This window comes from Alkaliphilus crotonatoxidans (assembly GCF_054658015.1).
On sequence record NZ_BAAHXS010000005.1, the window covers coordinates 110,759 to 126,389 of the forward strand.

Sequence of the window (15,631 nt, forward strand, 5' to 3'; positions counted from 1 at the left end):
CCAAATAATTACTGTATTAAATTTGAATATATTTCCACTTTCCTGTTCGAAATCTCCAATATACGATTAAATACCTTATCACCTGATCGATACAAATACCCAGCCAGGCCCCTACTAACCCCCAATTAAAGCCCAACACAAAAATATAAGCCAATATAATCCGAATTCCCCATATACCCGCCATGGTAGAATACAGCGGCCATTTTGTATCACCGGCTCCCCGCAGAGCCCCAGAAATAATCAGCTGTGAGCTTTGAAAGGGCTGAATAATGGCAATCATCTTCAATACTTTTGATGCATTAACAATAACCTCTGGATCATTACTAAACAAGGCCACAATCTGTTTTGAAAAGATGAAAAAAATGACAGCTATGACTGATGCAACTATACTGCCTATAAAACGAACCTCTTTACCATATTCCTCGGCCAGTCTTCTTTTTTCTGCCCCCAGACTTTGTCCAATCAAAGTAGAGGCAGCCATACCAAAGGCCATTCCTGTGGTGAAGGAAAGATTCAAGATGCTAAGTGAAACCTGATGGGCAGCATAGATCACTGTTCCCAGCCCTGCCACTACTCTGACAAAGACCAAGGTGCCGGTTCTTAAAACCAATTGCTCCATAGCTGATGGAAAGCCTATCCTAATCAGCTTTGAAACAATTTTTTGATTCCAATTAAAAATCTTGGAAAAGTTTAGCTTGATATTTTTTCTTCCTAGACATAATATAGCGGTTAACCATATAAAGGCAATTATACGTGAAATCATGGTGGCTACCCCTGCTCCCGTAACGCCCCATTGGGGAAAACCATATTTACCAAATATCAATATATAATTCATGATGACGTTGGCTATATTAGATATTACATTAACCGTCATAGGAGTTTTAGTATCTCCACTCCCTCTCAATACTGCCGCACCGGCTAATGAAAGATTTTGAAAAAAGACCCCTATCAAGGCAATTTTAAAATAATTTAAACCTAACTGAATCACCTCGGTGTCGGCCCCCATAAACCGATATATAATTTCAACATAGAGATAAGCTGGTGCAATCACAACTACAGAAAGGACCGCTGTAATAATGAATAAATGTCGTGTAGCTTCATTTGCTTCAGAATAATTTTTTGACCCAAAAGCCCTGGAAACCACTGCTGTTCCACCAATATTTAAGGCCTGAAAAACGGCCATAATTAAAAAAATAGGTTGATTTGTCAACCCGATTGATGTAATGGCAGCAGCCCCCAGTTTTCCCACCATAATCATATCAATAGCACCAAATAACGAGATTAATATGAGCTCTGTAACCGCAGGCCATGCAATTGCTATAACATTTTTTCTAAGTAGCTTCTTGTTTTCTGCTTTAATTTCAATGACAGAAGCAGTATCCATTTTTTAAGTCCTCCTTATATTTCGATACTCTAATTATATTAATATGATACCAAAGTTTTAATTTATTGACAAATTTTTTCTCTTTTTCTCTGTCCATCATTTTTTATTTTTTTTAATTTTTCTCTTGACTTTTATTTGTATTTTTAGTATGATTTTATTTGTCGGTAGTACTTGCGGGGGTATAGCGCAGTTGGGAGCGCGCTTGACTGGCAGTCAAGAGGTCAGGGGTTCGAATCCCCTTATCTCCACCAAAAAGCGATAAACGGCTTAAATTCAAAAATTTAGGCCGTTTTTTTATTTTTTGAAAATCTTTAGTTTTTTGTGTTTTTGAAAGTAGTCAAGGTATCACTATAATCTTACCTTCTGACCCCTTAACCTGTCTAAAGTGGTAAGTTTTTTAAAGTTTTTACTGTGTAGGCACTGGCTAAATAAAAATAGACCCTAGTTATTTCGAGCGTTGAATGCCCCAATATTATTTGAGGCTATTAAAAATCACCTTGCATTTTATAATTTCTTAAATTTTTTTTATTTAAAATTCTGGGTTCGCCATTGAGGCGAACCTATAATCTTCTTTGTTGTAAATAGCTTCTTAAAGCCTCCATATCCTCTGCTAAGGGTACCCTTACATAAACAGGCTTGCGGTAACGTGGCTGTAGAAATTCCAAACGATAGGCTTGCAGAGCCTGCCTGTTAATCAGTGGACTTTCCTTCCCATACAGGGTGTCACCAATAATTGGGTGTCCTATATGGCTCATATGAACCCTTATTTGATGGGTTCTGCCGGTTAACAGTTCGATTTCAAGCATTGTTGCCCCTAAAAATCGTTCCATCACTCGATATTTAGTGATAGATGCTTGTCCCCGCTCATCTACTACCCTGCAAATAGCATCTTCCGAGGGGCGGTAAATGGGTGCACTGATTGTGCCAGATTCCTCTTGCACCCTGCCTTCAACAAAGGTAATATATTTTTTTCGAACCTGGTCTTTCTTCATTTGTTCAGACATAATATGATGGGCATAGGGATTTTTGGCTATGATTAGAAGGCCTGAGGTATCCATATCCAACCGATTTACAAATCGTATTCTGCAGCTGCTTCCCCGTTGCTGAAGATAATAAGCGGCTCCATTGGCCATTGTATTAATGGGATGACTTTTGGTTGGATGAGATACAATGCCAGGCTGCTTATTAACGATAATTAAATCCACGTCTTCATACAGCACCTCAAAGGGGATATTTTGAGGAAGGAATTGATTAGGCGGCTCATCCATAAACACTTCAATTATATCCCCTGCTGAAACTTCCTCGTGGTATTTTCTATATTGTCCATTGACCAATACATTTCTTCCCTGCTTGATCTTTGTTAGCAGCCGGCTGGAAAAACTTAATTTACCCTTCAAAATTTCCTTTATCGATCGGCCCCCCTCACCGGCTTCGACCAGATACACCAGCCTGCTTTCTGTCTGTTTATCTTCAATTAGCATTTCTTCACCTACTTAATTTCTTTTTAGCTCTATTCTACTATATTATGAAATCGAAAATTCAGCAATAGCGTCGTTATTCTATAAGAAGCTTCCAAAGCAACAAATGTTCATAATTAATCTTATGTACGAATGTACGAAAATATAAAGTTAAGAGGATTTCTATTTTATTTATAGAATTATTGAGTAGAGGAAAACTTATACCTGGCCTTGGCATGTAAAAAGAATAATTGTTTAAAATATACTATGATGCTATATACATATAATAAGGTTTCAATACGATTTAACCTATTATGTTTAAAGGAGAATTCAGAATGAATTTAAATAAAATCATTAATATTGTGTATAATGACTCAAAATTTTCTATAGACACCTTTAATCAATTAAAATCGGCACTCCTTAAATTAGATTACATTGTACCCGATTCCTTTGATTATACCGCCGATTTAACCATTTGTATCGGGGGTGACGGGTCTTTTTTAAGGGCCATACATCAATATAACTTTACAGATATCCCCATATTAGGTATAAATACAGGTCACCTGGGATTTTTTACCGAAATAAACCCTGATGAAATTGATCATTTTTTAGAGAGCTATTCAAGGGGTGATTATTTCATTGAGGAGATTAATCCTGTAGAGGCTGTTATTTGCACTCGTTCAAATTGTATTAATGCCCTTGGTCTTAATGAAATTGTGATTAAGGGCGATAAATCAAGAACAGTACACCTTGACATTTCTGTCAATGACAATTTAATACAACGGTTCAGCGGTGATGGAATTTTAGTGGCCAATTCAACAGGCAGCACTGCCTATAACTATTCTGTAGGAGGCAGTATTGTTGATCCATCCTTAAGTGTTCTACAGGTAACCCCCCTGGCCCCCATTAACACCACGGCCTATCGTAGCTTCACCTCTAGTATCATTTTACCGCCCGATGCCATTATTAAGGTAAATCCCGAATATCACTACGAAGATTCCATTGTAATTGTATCGGATGGAATGGAATACCGTTATCAAAGTATTACTGAAATTGCCCTGAAGCTATCGGAGGTTAAGGTAAGAATGCTACGTCTTAAGGATTTTGAATTTTGGAGCAAGGCAAAGGATAAATTTCTATAAAGTCTTTATTTGAAAAACACCCCTGTCAAAGGCCATTTAACACTTACGTTAAACCTTCTAGGGGTGTTTTTTTACAGACCTTGGGCAAACAGCATAATACCTTCTAAAAATTTCTTTACATTGATCTTTCCTCGATAATGCTTTCGTCCTTTCAAATATTCCATTTCTGCCCTGACCTCAGAAAAATCAAAGATGGAATTGGAATAGGCGGAAAAAACCGTATCACTAAAATCTTCTAATCCTATACTGGCAATATTTTTAAGGGCCTTGGCTATGGCCCGCCTGACTCTTTGCTCAATTGCTTTTTCGCTGGATTCTTCTAATGGCTTTTCTTTTTTATAATGAAGGCTAAGAAGCCTATAGATATCTGAGGTTTTATATCTGGTTAGATGATTATTAAGCCCATTTCGTTTTGCCGTCAGAATACCTAAAATATTGATTATATCTTGACTTCCCGATTCCCCTAAAATACCTAATTGAGATAAAATTAGCCTAATCTTATCCTCATCATTATTCATGCCTGCCTCAGAATAAATCTTCTGAGAATTGGGATTTTTAAAGATATGAAAGGCATTTTCTATATATCGTAAGGTTGAGGATAGACGATGCTTTTCAATAACCTTTTTCATAATAGAAACCACTTCGTTAACATTGATGGGCTTGTTAATAAAATATTCAATACCAGCTTCATAGGCCTTAGCAACCATGTCCTTGGCAGAAACCTGGGAAATCATAACGAAAAGCATATCCTTTGTAATGGATTTCGCCTTACTAACCAGCTCTATTCCATCCAGGGTAGGCAGTAACAGGTCAACAATAATGATATCAGGCTTTAGTAGGACCAGTTCCGTTAAGGCCGCTTCACCATCATGGGTTTCTCCAACTATATTTCCAAGCTGATTAGTCATAATAATATTTTTAATGATTTGTCTTATGCTTATGTCATCATCAATAATATAAATATCTAATTCCATTAACCATTCCCCCTATAGATTGGTTATAGGCAACTCAACTGAAAAGCATGTTCCCCCTTTTATTTCAGAAAAAACATCAATTCGACCGTTAAAATGAACGGTAACCAGATGCTGTACATGGGTCAATCCGATTCCTGTACTCATTTTTCCTGTTAGTTGGTCAAACTTTGTAGTGTAGCCGGGTTCAAAGATAATATCATATTTGTCAGTTCCAATACCCGGTCCCTGGTCACGAATTACAATTTTTAGGTGCTGCCCTTTCACAAAGGCCTCGACCCGTACTTGTCCTTGTTCTGGGCTGGCTTCGATGGCGTTTGTAATTAAGTTATTAATAATTGAGATCAGCTCGTAGGCCCTTTTAATGAATACATTTCCCATCGGCTTAAAGTGTAAACTGATCTGTTTATTATCCTTAGCAATTGTTTTTTGAAAGCTGTCTTCTATTACATTGAATATATCTTTTAGATACATTCCCCCGTAGGCCTTCATTTCAGGCATGACCTTTTCCAAGCCCGCTGTTACCCTTAAATAATCCTTCTTTATCTCATGAATATCCTTCGCCACCGAAAGGGCACAAAAGGAAAGGTCCTTTAAATCAGGATACTGAAGCTCCTTTAATTGATGATATAGCCCATAGCTTTTGGCCATGGCTTCTTCTATGTCCTCCATAGACTTCCTTAAAAAAAATATTTCTGATTTTAAATTAGCTGTTAATAGAATAAGTTGCTTGTAACGAGCTTCATGCTGTTCCTTTACTAAAAGCATTTTATAGTATTTTAATGCCTCTATTACCAATAGGGTCACCAGGCCTCGAATCAAACCAGCTAATAGTAATGCAAAAATGGTCTGGCTAATGGTAGCTTCCTGCCTAATTATAATTTCAGTTAGATTCGCCAGGGTATCAGCCGCAATAAGTAATAGAATAAAGCTGCGCCTGTCTTGATGCAGGTACCGAAAATTAAATATTCGTAAGAACATTCCAAAGACAAGATAATAAATAACAACAGGAAAATGTACTCCCATCAGGGTCAGGAAGGACCCTGCCCCTGGCTGGGTAAATTGTATTAATGTTCTAAAAAACCATAGGAACACCCCTGTTATAAGGGAAACCGGTACAATCTCCAATTCCTGATACCAATATATAAATAAAGCAAAGGCAACAACACTTAATGAAAATCTAAAATCACTGTCAAAGGGATTTACATAGATTTGACCCATAAAGGTTGTTGCCAAACAGAGCAAAAGGAGTCTTCTTACCTTAGCATTAAGACATTTCAAATCTTATCACATCCTGCCTAAGGGTATATCCTTTTTAAAAGGCTTTTTACAATTTTGTTGTTATATTAATTGTCACTTACATTATATAGCATAATCAATGTATACACATTATTTATTTAATTCTTCAAAGATAAAATTTGCTTGGGTTTCGACCCATTGCCTGTGTTCCTGATGATTTTTAAAGAAGGTTAGAGTCTGACTGGGCCAAGAAAAACGCCACTCACCCATTCCCTTTTCATAATCCTCTCTGGCTAAAAACCCTTCCAGTATCATGAAATTTTCCTGATAATTTTCCTTGTATATCTCTTTTAAAGATGTTCCTTCCGCATTTAAGTGCTGATAGGTATCAATTGCCATTGCCCTTAAGGCCCATTCCAGCTGCCTCATTGTAGAAACCATTAAGGACATATAATACCCACGCTCTAAAAACACATGGGTTTCTATGTCTTCAGTGGCATTAAAATCTGAATTAAGCTCTTCAAAGGCCCTCTGGCTTACCTTAATCCAGCCTGCCTTTCGGAGCTTCTCTTTAATACTGTCTAGTATTTCTTGCTTAGCCAGGGAAATTTCCTCTAAAAGAATTTTCTCATCATAGCTATCGTAATCTAATACCTCCATAAACAAGTCCATTAAGGTTTCTTCGTTAACCCATATCCATTTTTCATAATGTAGTGCTTGTCCGAAAAGATCCTCTGCACTATATGGCGCTAGTAATTCCAACGGTTTAATCTTCACTTGTTTCACCCTCTATCTAGTACCCTGTTTTAATTGCCACGGGGATAATCTGTTTAACATATATAAAACTATACCATAAATCTATAGATATTGGTGGATTTGTATAATAAAAAATATAATTTTAATGGGCTGTTTAAGCAGCCCATTAAAGTTACCTGTTTAATCGCAATGATAATTTCATCCCATCTGTTCTAATTGATCCAATAGCTTTTCAAATACCTCAAGGGCTTGAATAATTGGTTTTGAGGTAGTCATATCAGCACCGACCCTTTGTAGTACATTAATGGGATAATCACTGTCTCCTGCCCTTAAAAATTCCAGATAGGCTGCCACAGCAGGCTCTCCCTTTTCAAGTATATTTTTAGATAGAGCAATGGCCGCTCCATAGCCTGTTGCATATTGATATACGTAAAAGTTCCTGTAGAAATGAGGTATTCTAGCCCACTCTATGGCAATTTCATCATCAACCACCATATCTTGGCCAAAGTATGCTAGATTTAAATCATAATAAATTTTACTAAGCTCCTCGGCATTCAAGCTTTGGCCTGAAGCCACCTTTTCGTGGGTTATTTTTTCAAATTCGGCAAACATCACCTGTCGAAAGATGGTCCCTCTGAACTGTTCCAGATATTGATTAATGTAATACATCTTTTCTTTAGGTTCTTCAGTGTTCCTAATCATATAATCCATTAACAGGGCTTCATTGACCGTTGAGGCCACTTCGGCAACAAATATCTTGTACTGGGAATAAAGAAAGGGTTGATTCCGGGCTGTATAATAGCTGTGTAATGAATGGCCCATTTCATGGGCCAGCGTAAACATGTCTCCCACCTTGCCTTGATAATTCATTAAAACAAAGGGATACGAGTCATAGGTACCCCATGAATAAGCTCCTCCTGTTTTTCCTTTATTTTCGTAGACGTCCACCCACCGATTTTCAAATCCAAACCTTAATAAATCAACATATTCCTCTCCTAGAGGAGCAAGACCCTTTAATATTGTTTCCTTAGCCACTTCATAGGGAATTTTGATATCAATTCCTGTCACGACAGGGGTATACAGATCATACATATGCAGCTCATCCAAATTTAAAAGCTCCTTCCTCAGTCTTACATAGCGATGAAGCAGCGGCAGCTTCTGATGAACGGCTTCTATCAATTGATCGTATACGGTAGTGGGTATATTTCCATTGAATAAAGAGGCTTCCAGGGACGATGAAAAGTTTCGAACCCTTGCATAAAAATAATCCTTCTTTAGATTGGTGGAATAGATGGCGGCCAGCGTATTTTTCATTTTTTCATAGCTGTTATGAAGGGCTGAAAAGGCTTCTTTTCTTACTCTCCTGTCGGCACTTTCCAACAGGGTAATGTAGTTGCCTTTTGTCAGCTCAACCTGTTCATGCTTTTCATTTTCAATGATGGGAAACTTTATATCTGCATTATTAAACATTGAAAATATGGTCGCCGGCCCTTGAGCTATGGAACCGACCCGTGCTAATATATTTTCTTCTTTACTGGTTAGCACATGGGCTTTTCCCCTTAATATATCATCAAAAAAATGCTGGTATTTAGGGTTCCTTAATAAAAATTCCTCTAATTGATCTTCCTTGAGCTTAAGTAATTCGGGAACCAGAAAGGAAAGACTGGTTTCTGCTTCAATATAAAGGCTTTGTCCCTGATCAGCCAGTTTCTGGTATTGAGAAAGGGTATTGTCTTCATCCCTTTTCATTTTTCCATAGGCAAATACCTTCAAGCTTAACCTCATAATTTCTTCATACAGTTCCATAGCCCTTAGCAGGTTATCCTGACTGTGTAAATTACCCTCAAGCTGTTTAATTTTCTTTAATAGTACCTTTACATGATCGTAATCCTGCTTCCAATGCTGGTCTGATTCATAGATTTTTTCTATAGCCCACTTATATTGCTCCTGCTGATCCCTTCGGTCGATTAACCCCTTATTTTGATCCTTCATACTAAGCAGCTCCTTCAAAATATGATTATATTATATCTCTATTAAAATTTCCTAAAAAATTGCCTTTTTATAACAATCAATTTAATTAAAAAGGAGATCTGTAAAGACCTCCCTTTTTCTATTTTGATGCCAGCTTATTGACAATTAGAGCAATAGCGCCATCTCCTGTGACGTTGGCGGCAGTACCAAAGCTGTCTTGAGCAATATAGATTGCCATCATTAATGCAAGCTGCGGTTCATTAAAGCCCAGCATAGTCTCTAACAGACCCAGGGCCGCCACCACTGCTCCTCCCGGTACTCCAGGGGCGGCAACCATTGTCACGCCCAGCATCATAATGAAGGGAACAATTTGACCCAGTGTAACCAGTTGTCCCTCTAGGGCTAAAACGGCAATGGCACAAATGGTTAGGGTGATGGTACTACCGGCCAGGTGAATGGTGGCACATAGAGGTACTGCAAATTCAGCCACCTCATCACTCACATCGTTGGCTAAGGTTGAACGAACAGTTACCGGAATGGTTGCCGCTGAAGATTGGGTACCGATTGCTGTAAAATAGGCCGGAAGCATATTTTTTAAAGCCTTGATTGGATTACGACCAGTATAGCTGCCTGCAATAAGGTATTGTAGTAATATGTATATTAGGTGAACAGCGAACACGAGTAGTACCACTCGCCCAAAAACTGAAAGGGTCTTCACAACCTCTCCCGTATAGGCCATTCTGGCAAATATTCCTGCAATGTGAATTGGCAGCAGCGGAATAATGATAAATCTAATTACCTTATTAATAATCTCTTGAAACTCCTGCATAAAATGAAAGATGGTCTTTCCCTTTATTGATGCCATTCCTAGACCCAACAGAAAGGCGGTCACCAAGGCCGACATAACCCCCATGATCTGAGGGATCTCAATATCAAAAAATGTGCTAATGCTCTGACCTTCGCCGGCTATCTCACCACCTCCAGGGATGATGGCTGGCAAAATCAGTGAGGCAGCGAAAAAAGCAAGAATACCAGCTATGATGGTAGATAGATAAGCAATACCTGTGGTAATGCCAAGCAGCTTTCCTGCCTTACCGCCAAGCTCTGCAATACCCGGGGCCACAAAGGCTATAATCAAAAGCGGAACAATAAAGCTTAAAAAATTACCAAAGATACCACTAAAGGTGATCAACAGCCTGGTTAAAAATTCGATTCCTGTAATGCCAATTATGATTCCTGCAACAATTCCAATTACCAACCGAGGCAATAAACCTAATTTTTTCATATTTTTCCTCCATTCTGCAATATTATTTATATTTTAGCTTTCATCCGGCCATAGTAAGAAATTTTTAGCATATCATAGCACCCAGCAGAATAGTCTCCTATAAATAAAGATGCTGGCTATAGCCGAATTAAAATTGTATTACTTTTCAGAAATATAAAATATTTGCTTGATTTGATTTCACTTGTGATCGTTTTCATTGTATAATATTGATATGCTTTAAATTCTAATTTATTATTACCTTAGGAGGAGTCCTTATGCATTCTAAAATTCATGCAATTGCCCTAGATCCTTCTAAATGTGTTGGCTGTACCAACTGTTTAAAGTGCTGCCCAACAGAGGCCATACGGGTGAAATCTGGCCATTCCAAAATTGTTAAGGAACGTTGTATTAACTGCGGTCAATGTATTCAGGCATGTCCCCGTAGAGCCAGATTCGGCGTTACCGATGACCTCAGTGCCATACAGCATTATCAATATAAAATTGCCTTGGTAGACCCTGTCCTTTATGGCCAGTTCCACGAAATATATAGTCCCTCTCAGATTTTAAAGGGAATTCTAAAATTAGGCTTTGATAATATTTTTGAAATTTCCCAGGGAGCAGATTTAATAACCGAATTTACAAGGAATTTTATCGCTAAATCAACTAAATTTCCAATCATATCCTCATCCTGTCCAACGATCGTTAGGTTAATTCAAATAAGGTTCCCTGAATTAATCGACCATATTTTACCCTTTGACTCTCCTGTAGAAATATCCGCCCATTTAGCCAGAAAAGATGCCATGGAGCAGCAGGACCTTAATGAAGAAGACATCGGTGTATTTTATATTTCTCCATGTCCGGCTAAAATTTACAGCTTTCAAAAGCCTGTAGGTATTAAAAAATCGAGAGTGACCGGTACCCTATCGGTAAAATCAGTATTTCTAGAGATCAGTAAAACTATAGAGGCTGCTCAAGGCACCATCTCTGACTTTTATTCTTCAGGCAGGGGAATTGGTTGGGCCCGTTCTGGGGGACAAAGTCAAGCCCTGGCCATAAAAGAATTTTTAGCCGTTGATGGTATTCAAAATGTCATTAGTGTATTGGAAGAAATAGAATATCACAAAATTAATGACCTGACCTTTGTAGAATGCCATGCCTGTACCAATGGTTGTGTAGGCGGAAGCTTGAATATTGAAAATTCTTTTGTGGCAAGAAATCGAATTCGTCGATTGGTAGAACAATACGCCCAAACAGCCCCCAGGATACATCAGGCTTCCTTTGAAGAATATAGATTAACTGAACCCTTATTGCCTATTCAAGTTATTAAGCTGGATGAAGATATTTCTGAGGCCATCAAGAAAATGGAATCCATTGAGCGGGTTTTAGCTACATTGCCCAATATTGATTGCGGGGCCTGCGGTTCGCCTTCCTGCCGAGCTTTGGCAGAAGATATCGTACTGGGCTATGCCAAGGCTGACGACTGTATTGTTAAATTACGGCACAGGTTGGAAAAAAGCAATCAATAAGCCAGGTCTCCTGGCTTTTATTGAAGCTTCTATTATAATAATTTGGTACCATTAATGACCAATTCAAACTTAGCCCCCAGAAAGTCTGCTGCCCTTCGGCACATCATCATTCTGGTTAAGAATATCTCAAAATATTCCATTAGGGAGCATATTTTAGTATCAATGGTTAAATTCAACAGTACCGATTTAATCTCTCCATCAATGATGATCTTTGCATCCTCAACGGCATAATTGACCCGGTCGTGTATATCAAAGGTGGCGAAGTCATCATTTCTGACACGGCTTCGTCTTACATCGGTTTTATCGGCCAGAATTAAGGCAGCAGACACACTGCTTACTGGTGCCCCAGACCCCTCATCATGGTTTCCTATGGCCGCCACAATAATACCGATTTCTTCCGGTTTCATCCCAAGTCTGGTGAAAATATTAAAGGCCAGCAGGGCACCGGTTTGAGCATGATCCACCCGATTTACCATATTTCCTATATCGTGGGTATAGCCGGCAATTCGGGCCAGCTCCGCCTCCCTTTCTGTATAGCCCAGCTTTAATAATATTTTTGCTGCTGTTTCGGCAACCTTTCCTGCGTGTACATAGGCATGTTCCGTATAGCCTAAAACTCCCAAAAGATTATCCCCCATCTGAAGATAGGTTTTAATTTCCTCATTTTTTCTGATTTCCTGATAGGTTATTTCCCCCATAGATGCCTCCTTGTTAAAAATAGGTCTTATCCTATTTTACCCTTTTTTATGATAGTCAAACAACCCCTTTTATTAGCTTTTAGTCGACATATATAACTGTAGCCTACTTACCCATGGCTATCTTAAAAATTCCTCTGCTTTGTCTTTTATCTTTCATATGGTTCCATACCAGCTTTACATAATTTTTCATACCAGATCATTTTCATGATTTCCAGTTCTTCACTATAGTCTTTATTTCCCTCCTTTTCATCGTATTTCAATGGTTCCAGCACTTCAAAAACAAAGGATGCTTCTCCATATTGGTTCCAATCCAGTTGTAATTCCTTAAAACGATGGCTTCCGGCCTTAAGCTGAAACCGATCTCGATTAATCATGCTTTTGGTATCGGTTGTGGCATGAAGAAGAAACCTGTTATTTTCAATATTTTTAATTATCAAAATCCCCATGGGGGTTTTCATTTCCTTATACATTTGCTTCAGTTCCTTTTTTCTGTTCAATTTATTCACTCCCTTTATTATTATTTTTTCTGCTTCTACTTTTCTTGACATTGGCATAATTTCTACACGATGGACTACAGTACTTTTCCCTGCTGCTGTTGGCAATGAAGATCTTATCACAGTGGACACATCGACTTAATAAAATTTTTTCGTCTGTAACCCCGAAGGCATAGATTGTTTCGACGGCTGTTTTTAATGAATCAAATTGCCATGCTATAGTTGTTTTATCCAGCTGATTGATGGTAAAGCCAATTTTTTCGGCATGGAATTGCCCTGCCATAATAGTTACATTTTCAGTCAAATAGGCTGAGGAATTTCGATAGGTCAGAAGCTGATTAAAATGAGTAACAATTAATTTAGCAAAATCTGCAATCCACTTAACCTGTTCGGCGTAAAACCGGGAGAAGATTAAATCCATAACCACAGGCCGTTTTCCAAAGAATTTTGGTGATTCTTCCCATTTTACGACATCAACACTATTTCGATACGTTTTAAAAAACACTTCATCCTCTTTTACAAAGGGAATAAACAGGTCTATATATTCCTTTGCTTTCATTACCCTTTCCCGTGTTATATGATTGCCTTCAATCATTAATACAAGTTCTTCACCGATAACATTTCGATTATATACACTGCCACTAATTAAGCCCAGTAGACCATATTTTTTGGCAAAGATCACGATTGCGCTTAATAGTTCCGGATGATTTCGGTCTTCCTTTTTTTTGTCTAGCTTCAAGACAATTTGTCCGATCTCCATTAAATCTATCAGTAAATCCTCTGCCACATTAAAGGGATTATACATGCTGTAGGCTGCGTCCTTAGTAGGGACTATATAAAGGGTCCCTTTATCATTTTCTTTCAATTCATAATTACTGTATCGAATCCAGTCCGTTGCAAAGCTCCCAATTAATGCAATTTTACCGTTCATTTTTTAAACCTCCTTTTGTAATAGTATTAATATATCTAACTATTACATTAATTACAATTATTATATGTTTTTCTATTCTTAGTGTCAATTATTTTTTTTAAAAATATTAATTAACGTTTTAAGTAGTACAAGTTTTGTTTTAGGAGATTTAAAGTCGACCTTGAATAAAATACCTCCCGAAGCAGATGTTCGGGCTGTAAAAAGGCCCTCCATCGGAGAGCCTTTTGGCGATATTATTGAACTAATCCTTCATCCCTTTCCTTAGGGCGTTCTCCAATGCTTTCAGATGAGCTTTAGAGGTAAGGGTTGCTCCGCTGATAGCATCTACCTGTAATGATTTCGATCTGATCACCCTTTGAAGCAAATCATCCATAGTCATTCCGTCTGTTACTTCAACAGGATTTCCATCACTGTCCAAGGCACCTTTTAGTATTTTTATATCTGTAATTTCACCGCCGAATATCGTTACTTCGACGGTTACATCTCTAGAATTTCCCTTCGTTCCATTGTATTCCCCGACATAGGTTCCATCCTGCAGCTTATTAAAGTCAACGTTTCCGATGGTAAGCATTTGAAGCTCCTGCCGTTCAGGGGTATCAGTAAGAAGTGCAATCATTGAGCCCAGTACGCCCACACCTAATAGAATCAAAACGATAAGCCAGACTTTGATATTCTTTCTGCCTGTTTTAAAAGCTCCCATTTACATACCTCCCACCCTTTTTATTCCAGGGTAATTGTCACATGCTTGTTTTTTTCCAGTTCGTCAACATCCACCAAAGTACAGGGGAGTGAAAGCTCTCCGCTGTTCAGTTCTTCTAAAATGGTATCAATATCGATGTTTTTGAGTCTTTCCAGTTCGTCTTCATGGCTTCCTTTCTTTTTGGAGTTATCCGCCATTTGTCCGAATTTCAATCCCATCTTAACAATAAAGTACGGAATCTGCACATTTGCGGTTAATACACCATTTTCTGTGACTTGAATGCGAATACCCTTTGGCTTAACAGGTTTTGAATTTTCTTGATTTTTCATTGAAATTTCCTCCTTTATACTATATGAATGAATAATAAATTATTCGTTCATTTTCTTGGTGAAAAAATACTGCCCCATTTAGTATTCGGAGCAGTCCATCAGACCTTTCATAATTAACTCCGTCATGTGCTCCAGGAGCATCGGAAAATATTCAAGTCCGATTTCCTCCTTGTGCGTATCGACGTTTATAATTGCTGCGAAAATCATCATAATCATTTTGCTGTCAATGTCTTTACGCATTTTTCCCTGGCCCTGCCACTGCGAAACAATTTCGAGGAAGCTGTCATATAAAAAGCCTACCGCATCTACCCCATTTTCTTCTCTGTAAATCTGCTGGAGCTTTTCAAAAACACCTTTGTTATACCACTCCCTTAGAATGGGGTTTGCTCTCATTCCCTCCACATTGAGCTTCAACATTTGCTTAACCACCATCAAGGGACTTTGACTGAGGTCAAGAGTCTGAAAACAGTTTTGCTTGAGCCTTGCATTTTCTTCCAAAAAAATATCCATAAACAGTTTTTCTTTGGATGGATAATAGTTGTAAAAGGTTCCCACAGCCATCCCGGCTTTCTTAGTTATCTCTGAGATGTTCGTATCCTTAAACCCCTTTTCGCTGAACAATTCCTTTGCACAATGGTAGATTAGCGTCTTTTTATCTTCCATATGGGTACCTCCAAATTCACAAAATATGAATGAATTTCTATTTATTCATTCACATTATAGAATAAAAACCAAGAATTGTCAAGACCTGTATGCAATATAAATTTCT

Annotated in this window: 15 protein-coding genes and 1 tRNA gene; 3 read left to right on the top strand and 13 right to left on the bottom strand. The window is 38.1% G+C overall.

Annotation, left to right across the window (positions count from 1 at the left end; all coding sequences use genetic code 11):
- Positions 1-16: 16 nt before the first annotated feature.
- Entirely contained in the window at positions 17-1,384 is a 1,368-nt protein-coding gene (locus ACYQ1I_RS11695; protein ID WP_459765550.1) for an MATE family efflux transporter, read from the bottom strand.
- A gap of 175 nt (positions 1,385-1,559) precedes the next feature.
- Here ACYQ1I_RS11695 and ACYQ1I_RS11700 point away from each other — a divergent pair.
- Positions 1,560-1,635: transfer RNA gene (locus ACYQ1I_RS11700), tRNA-Ala, on the top strand.
- 309 nt (positions 1,636-1,944) lie between these two features.
- On the opposite strand, the gene ACYQ1I_RS11705 is transcribed toward ACYQ1I_RS11700, so the two are convergent.
- On the bottom strand, positions 1,945-2,865 hold the full coding sequence (locus tag ACYQ1I_RS11705) for an RluA family pseudouridine synthase (protein WP_459765552.1): 921 nt from the start codon (positions 2,863-2,865) through the stop codon (positions 1,945-1,947).
- Between the two features lie 311 nt (positions 2,866-3,176).
- Between ACYQ1I_RS11705 and ACYQ1I_RS11710 the strand changes: the two genes are divergently transcribed.
- Positions 3,177-3,983: an NAD(+)/NADH kinase gene (locus ACYQ1I_RS11710; RefSeq protein WP_459765554.1), complete on the top strand. Its 807-nt coding sequence runs from the start codon at positions 3,177-3,179 to the stop codon at positions 3,981-3,983.
- A gap of 71 nt (positions 3,984-4,054) precedes the next feature.
- Here ACYQ1I_RS11710 and ACYQ1I_RS11715 read toward each other — a convergent pair whose 3' ends face one another.
- The 5 genes from ACYQ1I_RS11715 to ACYQ1I_RS11735 all read right to left on the bottom strand — a co-directional run bounded on the left by ACYQ1I_RS11715 (position 4,055) and on the right by ACYQ1I_RS11735 (position 10,205).
- Positions 4,055-4,957 carry a response regulator gene (locus ACYQ1I_RS11715; RefSeq protein WP_459765556.1) on the bottom strand — a complete coding sequence of 301 codons (903 nt, stop codon included), beginning with the start codon at positions 4,955-4,957 and terminating at the stop codon, positions 4,055-4,057.
- A 12-nt stretch (positions 4,958-4,969) separates the two neighbouring features.
- Positions 4,970-6,235, bottom strand: coding sequence for a sensor histidine kinase (locus ACYQ1I_RS11720; RefSeq protein WP_459765558.1), 1,266 nt, complete (start codon positions 6,233-6,235; stop codon positions 4,970-4,972).
- Between the two features lie 108 nt (positions 6,236-6,343).
- Positions 6,344-6,970, bottom strand: a complete 627-nt coding sequence (locus tag ACYQ1I_RS11725; RefSeq protein ID WP_459765560.1) for a hypothetical protein — start codon at positions 6,968-6,970, stop codon at positions 6,344-6,346.
- Positions 6,971-7,147: 177 nt separating this feature from the next.
- Positions 7,148-8,941, bottom strand: coding sequence for an oligoendopeptidase F (gene pepF / locus ACYQ1I_RS11730; RefSeq protein WP_459765562.1), 1,794 nt, complete (start codon positions 8,939-8,941; stop codon positions 7,148-7,150).
- Between the two features lie 118 nt (positions 8,942-9,059).
- Entirely contained in the window at positions 9,060-10,205 is a 1,146-nt protein-coding gene (locus ACYQ1I_RS11735) for a dicarboxylate/amino acid:cation symporter (protein WP_459765564.1), read from the bottom strand.
- Positions 10,206-10,459: 254 nt separating this feature from the next.
- On the opposite strand from ACYQ1I_RS11735, the gene ACYQ1I_RS11740 reads away from it, so the two are divergent.
- The gene (locus ACYQ1I_RS11740; protein ID WP_459765566.1) at positions 10,460-11,710 is read left to right on the top strand and encodes a [Fe-Fe] hydrogenase large subunit C-terminal domain-containing protein; all 1,251 of its coding nucleotides are present in this window, start codon (positions 10,460-10,462) and stop codon (positions 11,708-11,710) included.
- Positions 11,711-11,742: 32 nt separating this feature from the next.
- Here ACYQ1I_RS11740 and ACYQ1I_RS11745 read toward each other — a convergent pair whose 3' ends face one another.
- The 6 genes from ACYQ1I_RS11745 to ACYQ1I_RS11770 form a co-directional block, all read right to left on the bottom strand.
- A complete protein-coding gene (locus tag ACYQ1I_RS11745) occupies positions 11,743-12,408 on the bottom strand; it encodes an HD domain-containing protein (protein WP_459765568.1) in 666 nt (221 codons plus the stop codon).
- Positions 12,409-12,554: 146 nt separating this feature from the next.
- Positions 12,555-12,905, bottom strand: coding sequence for a GIY-YIG nuclease family protein (locus ACYQ1I_RS11750; protein ID WP_459765570.1), 351 nt, complete (start codon positions 12,903-12,905; stop codon positions 12,555-12,557).
- Position 12,906: 1 nt separating this feature from the next.
- Entirely contained in the window at positions 12,907-13,833 is a 927-nt protein-coding gene (locus tag ACYQ1I_RS11755) for a CGNR zinc finger domain-containing protein (RefSeq protein ID WP_459765572.1), read from the bottom strand.
- 241 nt (positions 13,834-14,074) lie between these two features.
- Positions 14,075-14,533, bottom strand: a complete 459-nt coding sequence (locus tag ACYQ1I_RS11760; protein ID WP_459765574.1) for an FMN-binding protein — start codon at positions 14,531-14,533, stop codon at positions 14,075-14,077.
- Positions 14,534-14,553: 20 nt separating this feature from the next.
- The gene (locus ACYQ1I_RS11765) at positions 14,554-14,862 is read right to left on the bottom strand and encodes a hypothetical protein (protein WP_459765576.1); all 309 of its coding nucleotides are present in this window, start codon (positions 14,860-14,862) and stop codon (positions 14,554-14,556) included.
- Positions 14,863-14,940: 78 nt separating this feature from the next.
- Positions 14,941-15,525, bottom strand: coding sequence for a TetR/AcrR family transcriptional regulator (locus ACYQ1I_RS11770; RefSeq protein ID WP_459765578.1), 585 nt, complete (start codon positions 15,523-15,525; stop codon positions 14,941-14,943).
- Positions 15,526-15,631 lie beyond the last annotated feature (106 nt).

Bases quoted from the DNA above. Each gene is read 5' to 3' on its own strand.
- ACYQ1I_RS11695 (WP_459765550.1), bottom strand. From the start codon at position 1,384: ATGGATACTGCTTCTGTCATTGAAATTAAAGCAGAAAACAAGAAGCTA.
- ACYQ1I_RS11705 (WP_459765552.1), bottom strand. From the start codon at position 2,865: ATGCTAATTGAAGATAAACAGACAGAAAGCAGGCTGGTGTATCTGGTC.
- ACYQ1I_RS11710 (WP_459765554.1), top strand. From the start codon at position 3,177: ATGAATTTAAATAAAATCATTAATATTGTGTATAATGACTCAAAATTT.
- ACYQ1I_RS11715 (WP_459765556.1), bottom strand. From the start codon at position 4,957: ATGGAATTAGATATTTATATTATTGATGATGACATAAGCATAAGACAA.
- pepF (WP_459765562.1), bottom strand. From the start codon at position 8,941: ATGAAGGATCAAAATAAGGGGTTAATCGACCGAAGGGATCAGCAGGAG.
- ACYQ1I_RS11735 (WP_459765564.1), bottom strand. From the start codon at position 10,205: ATGAAAAAATTAGGTTTATTGCCTCGGTTGGTAATTGGAATTGTTGCA.
- ACYQ1I_RS11740 (WP_459765566.1), top strand. From the start codon at position 10,460: ATGCATTCTAAAATTCATGCAATTGCCCTAGATCCTTCTAAATGTGTT.
- ACYQ1I_RS11745 (WP_459765568.1), bottom strand. From the start codon at position 12,408: ATGGGGGAAATAACCTATCAGGAAATCAGAAAAAATGAGGAAATTAAA.
- ACYQ1I_RS11755 (WP_459765572.1), bottom strand. From the start codon at position 13,833: ATGAACGGTAAAATTGCATTAATTGGGAGCTTTGCAACGGACTGGATT.
- ACYQ1I_RS11760 (WP_459765574.1), bottom strand. From the start codon at position 14,533: ATGGGAGCTTTTAAAACAGGCAGAAAGAATATCAAAGTCTGGCTTATC.
- ACYQ1I_RS11765 (WP_459765576.1), bottom strand. From the start codon at position 14,862: ATGAAAAATCAAGAAAATTCAAAACCTGTTAAGCCAAAGGGTATTCGC.
- ACYQ1I_RS11770 (WP_459765578.1), bottom strand. From the start codon at position 15,525: ATGGAAGATAAAAAGACGCTAATCTACCATTGTGCAAAGGAATTGTTC.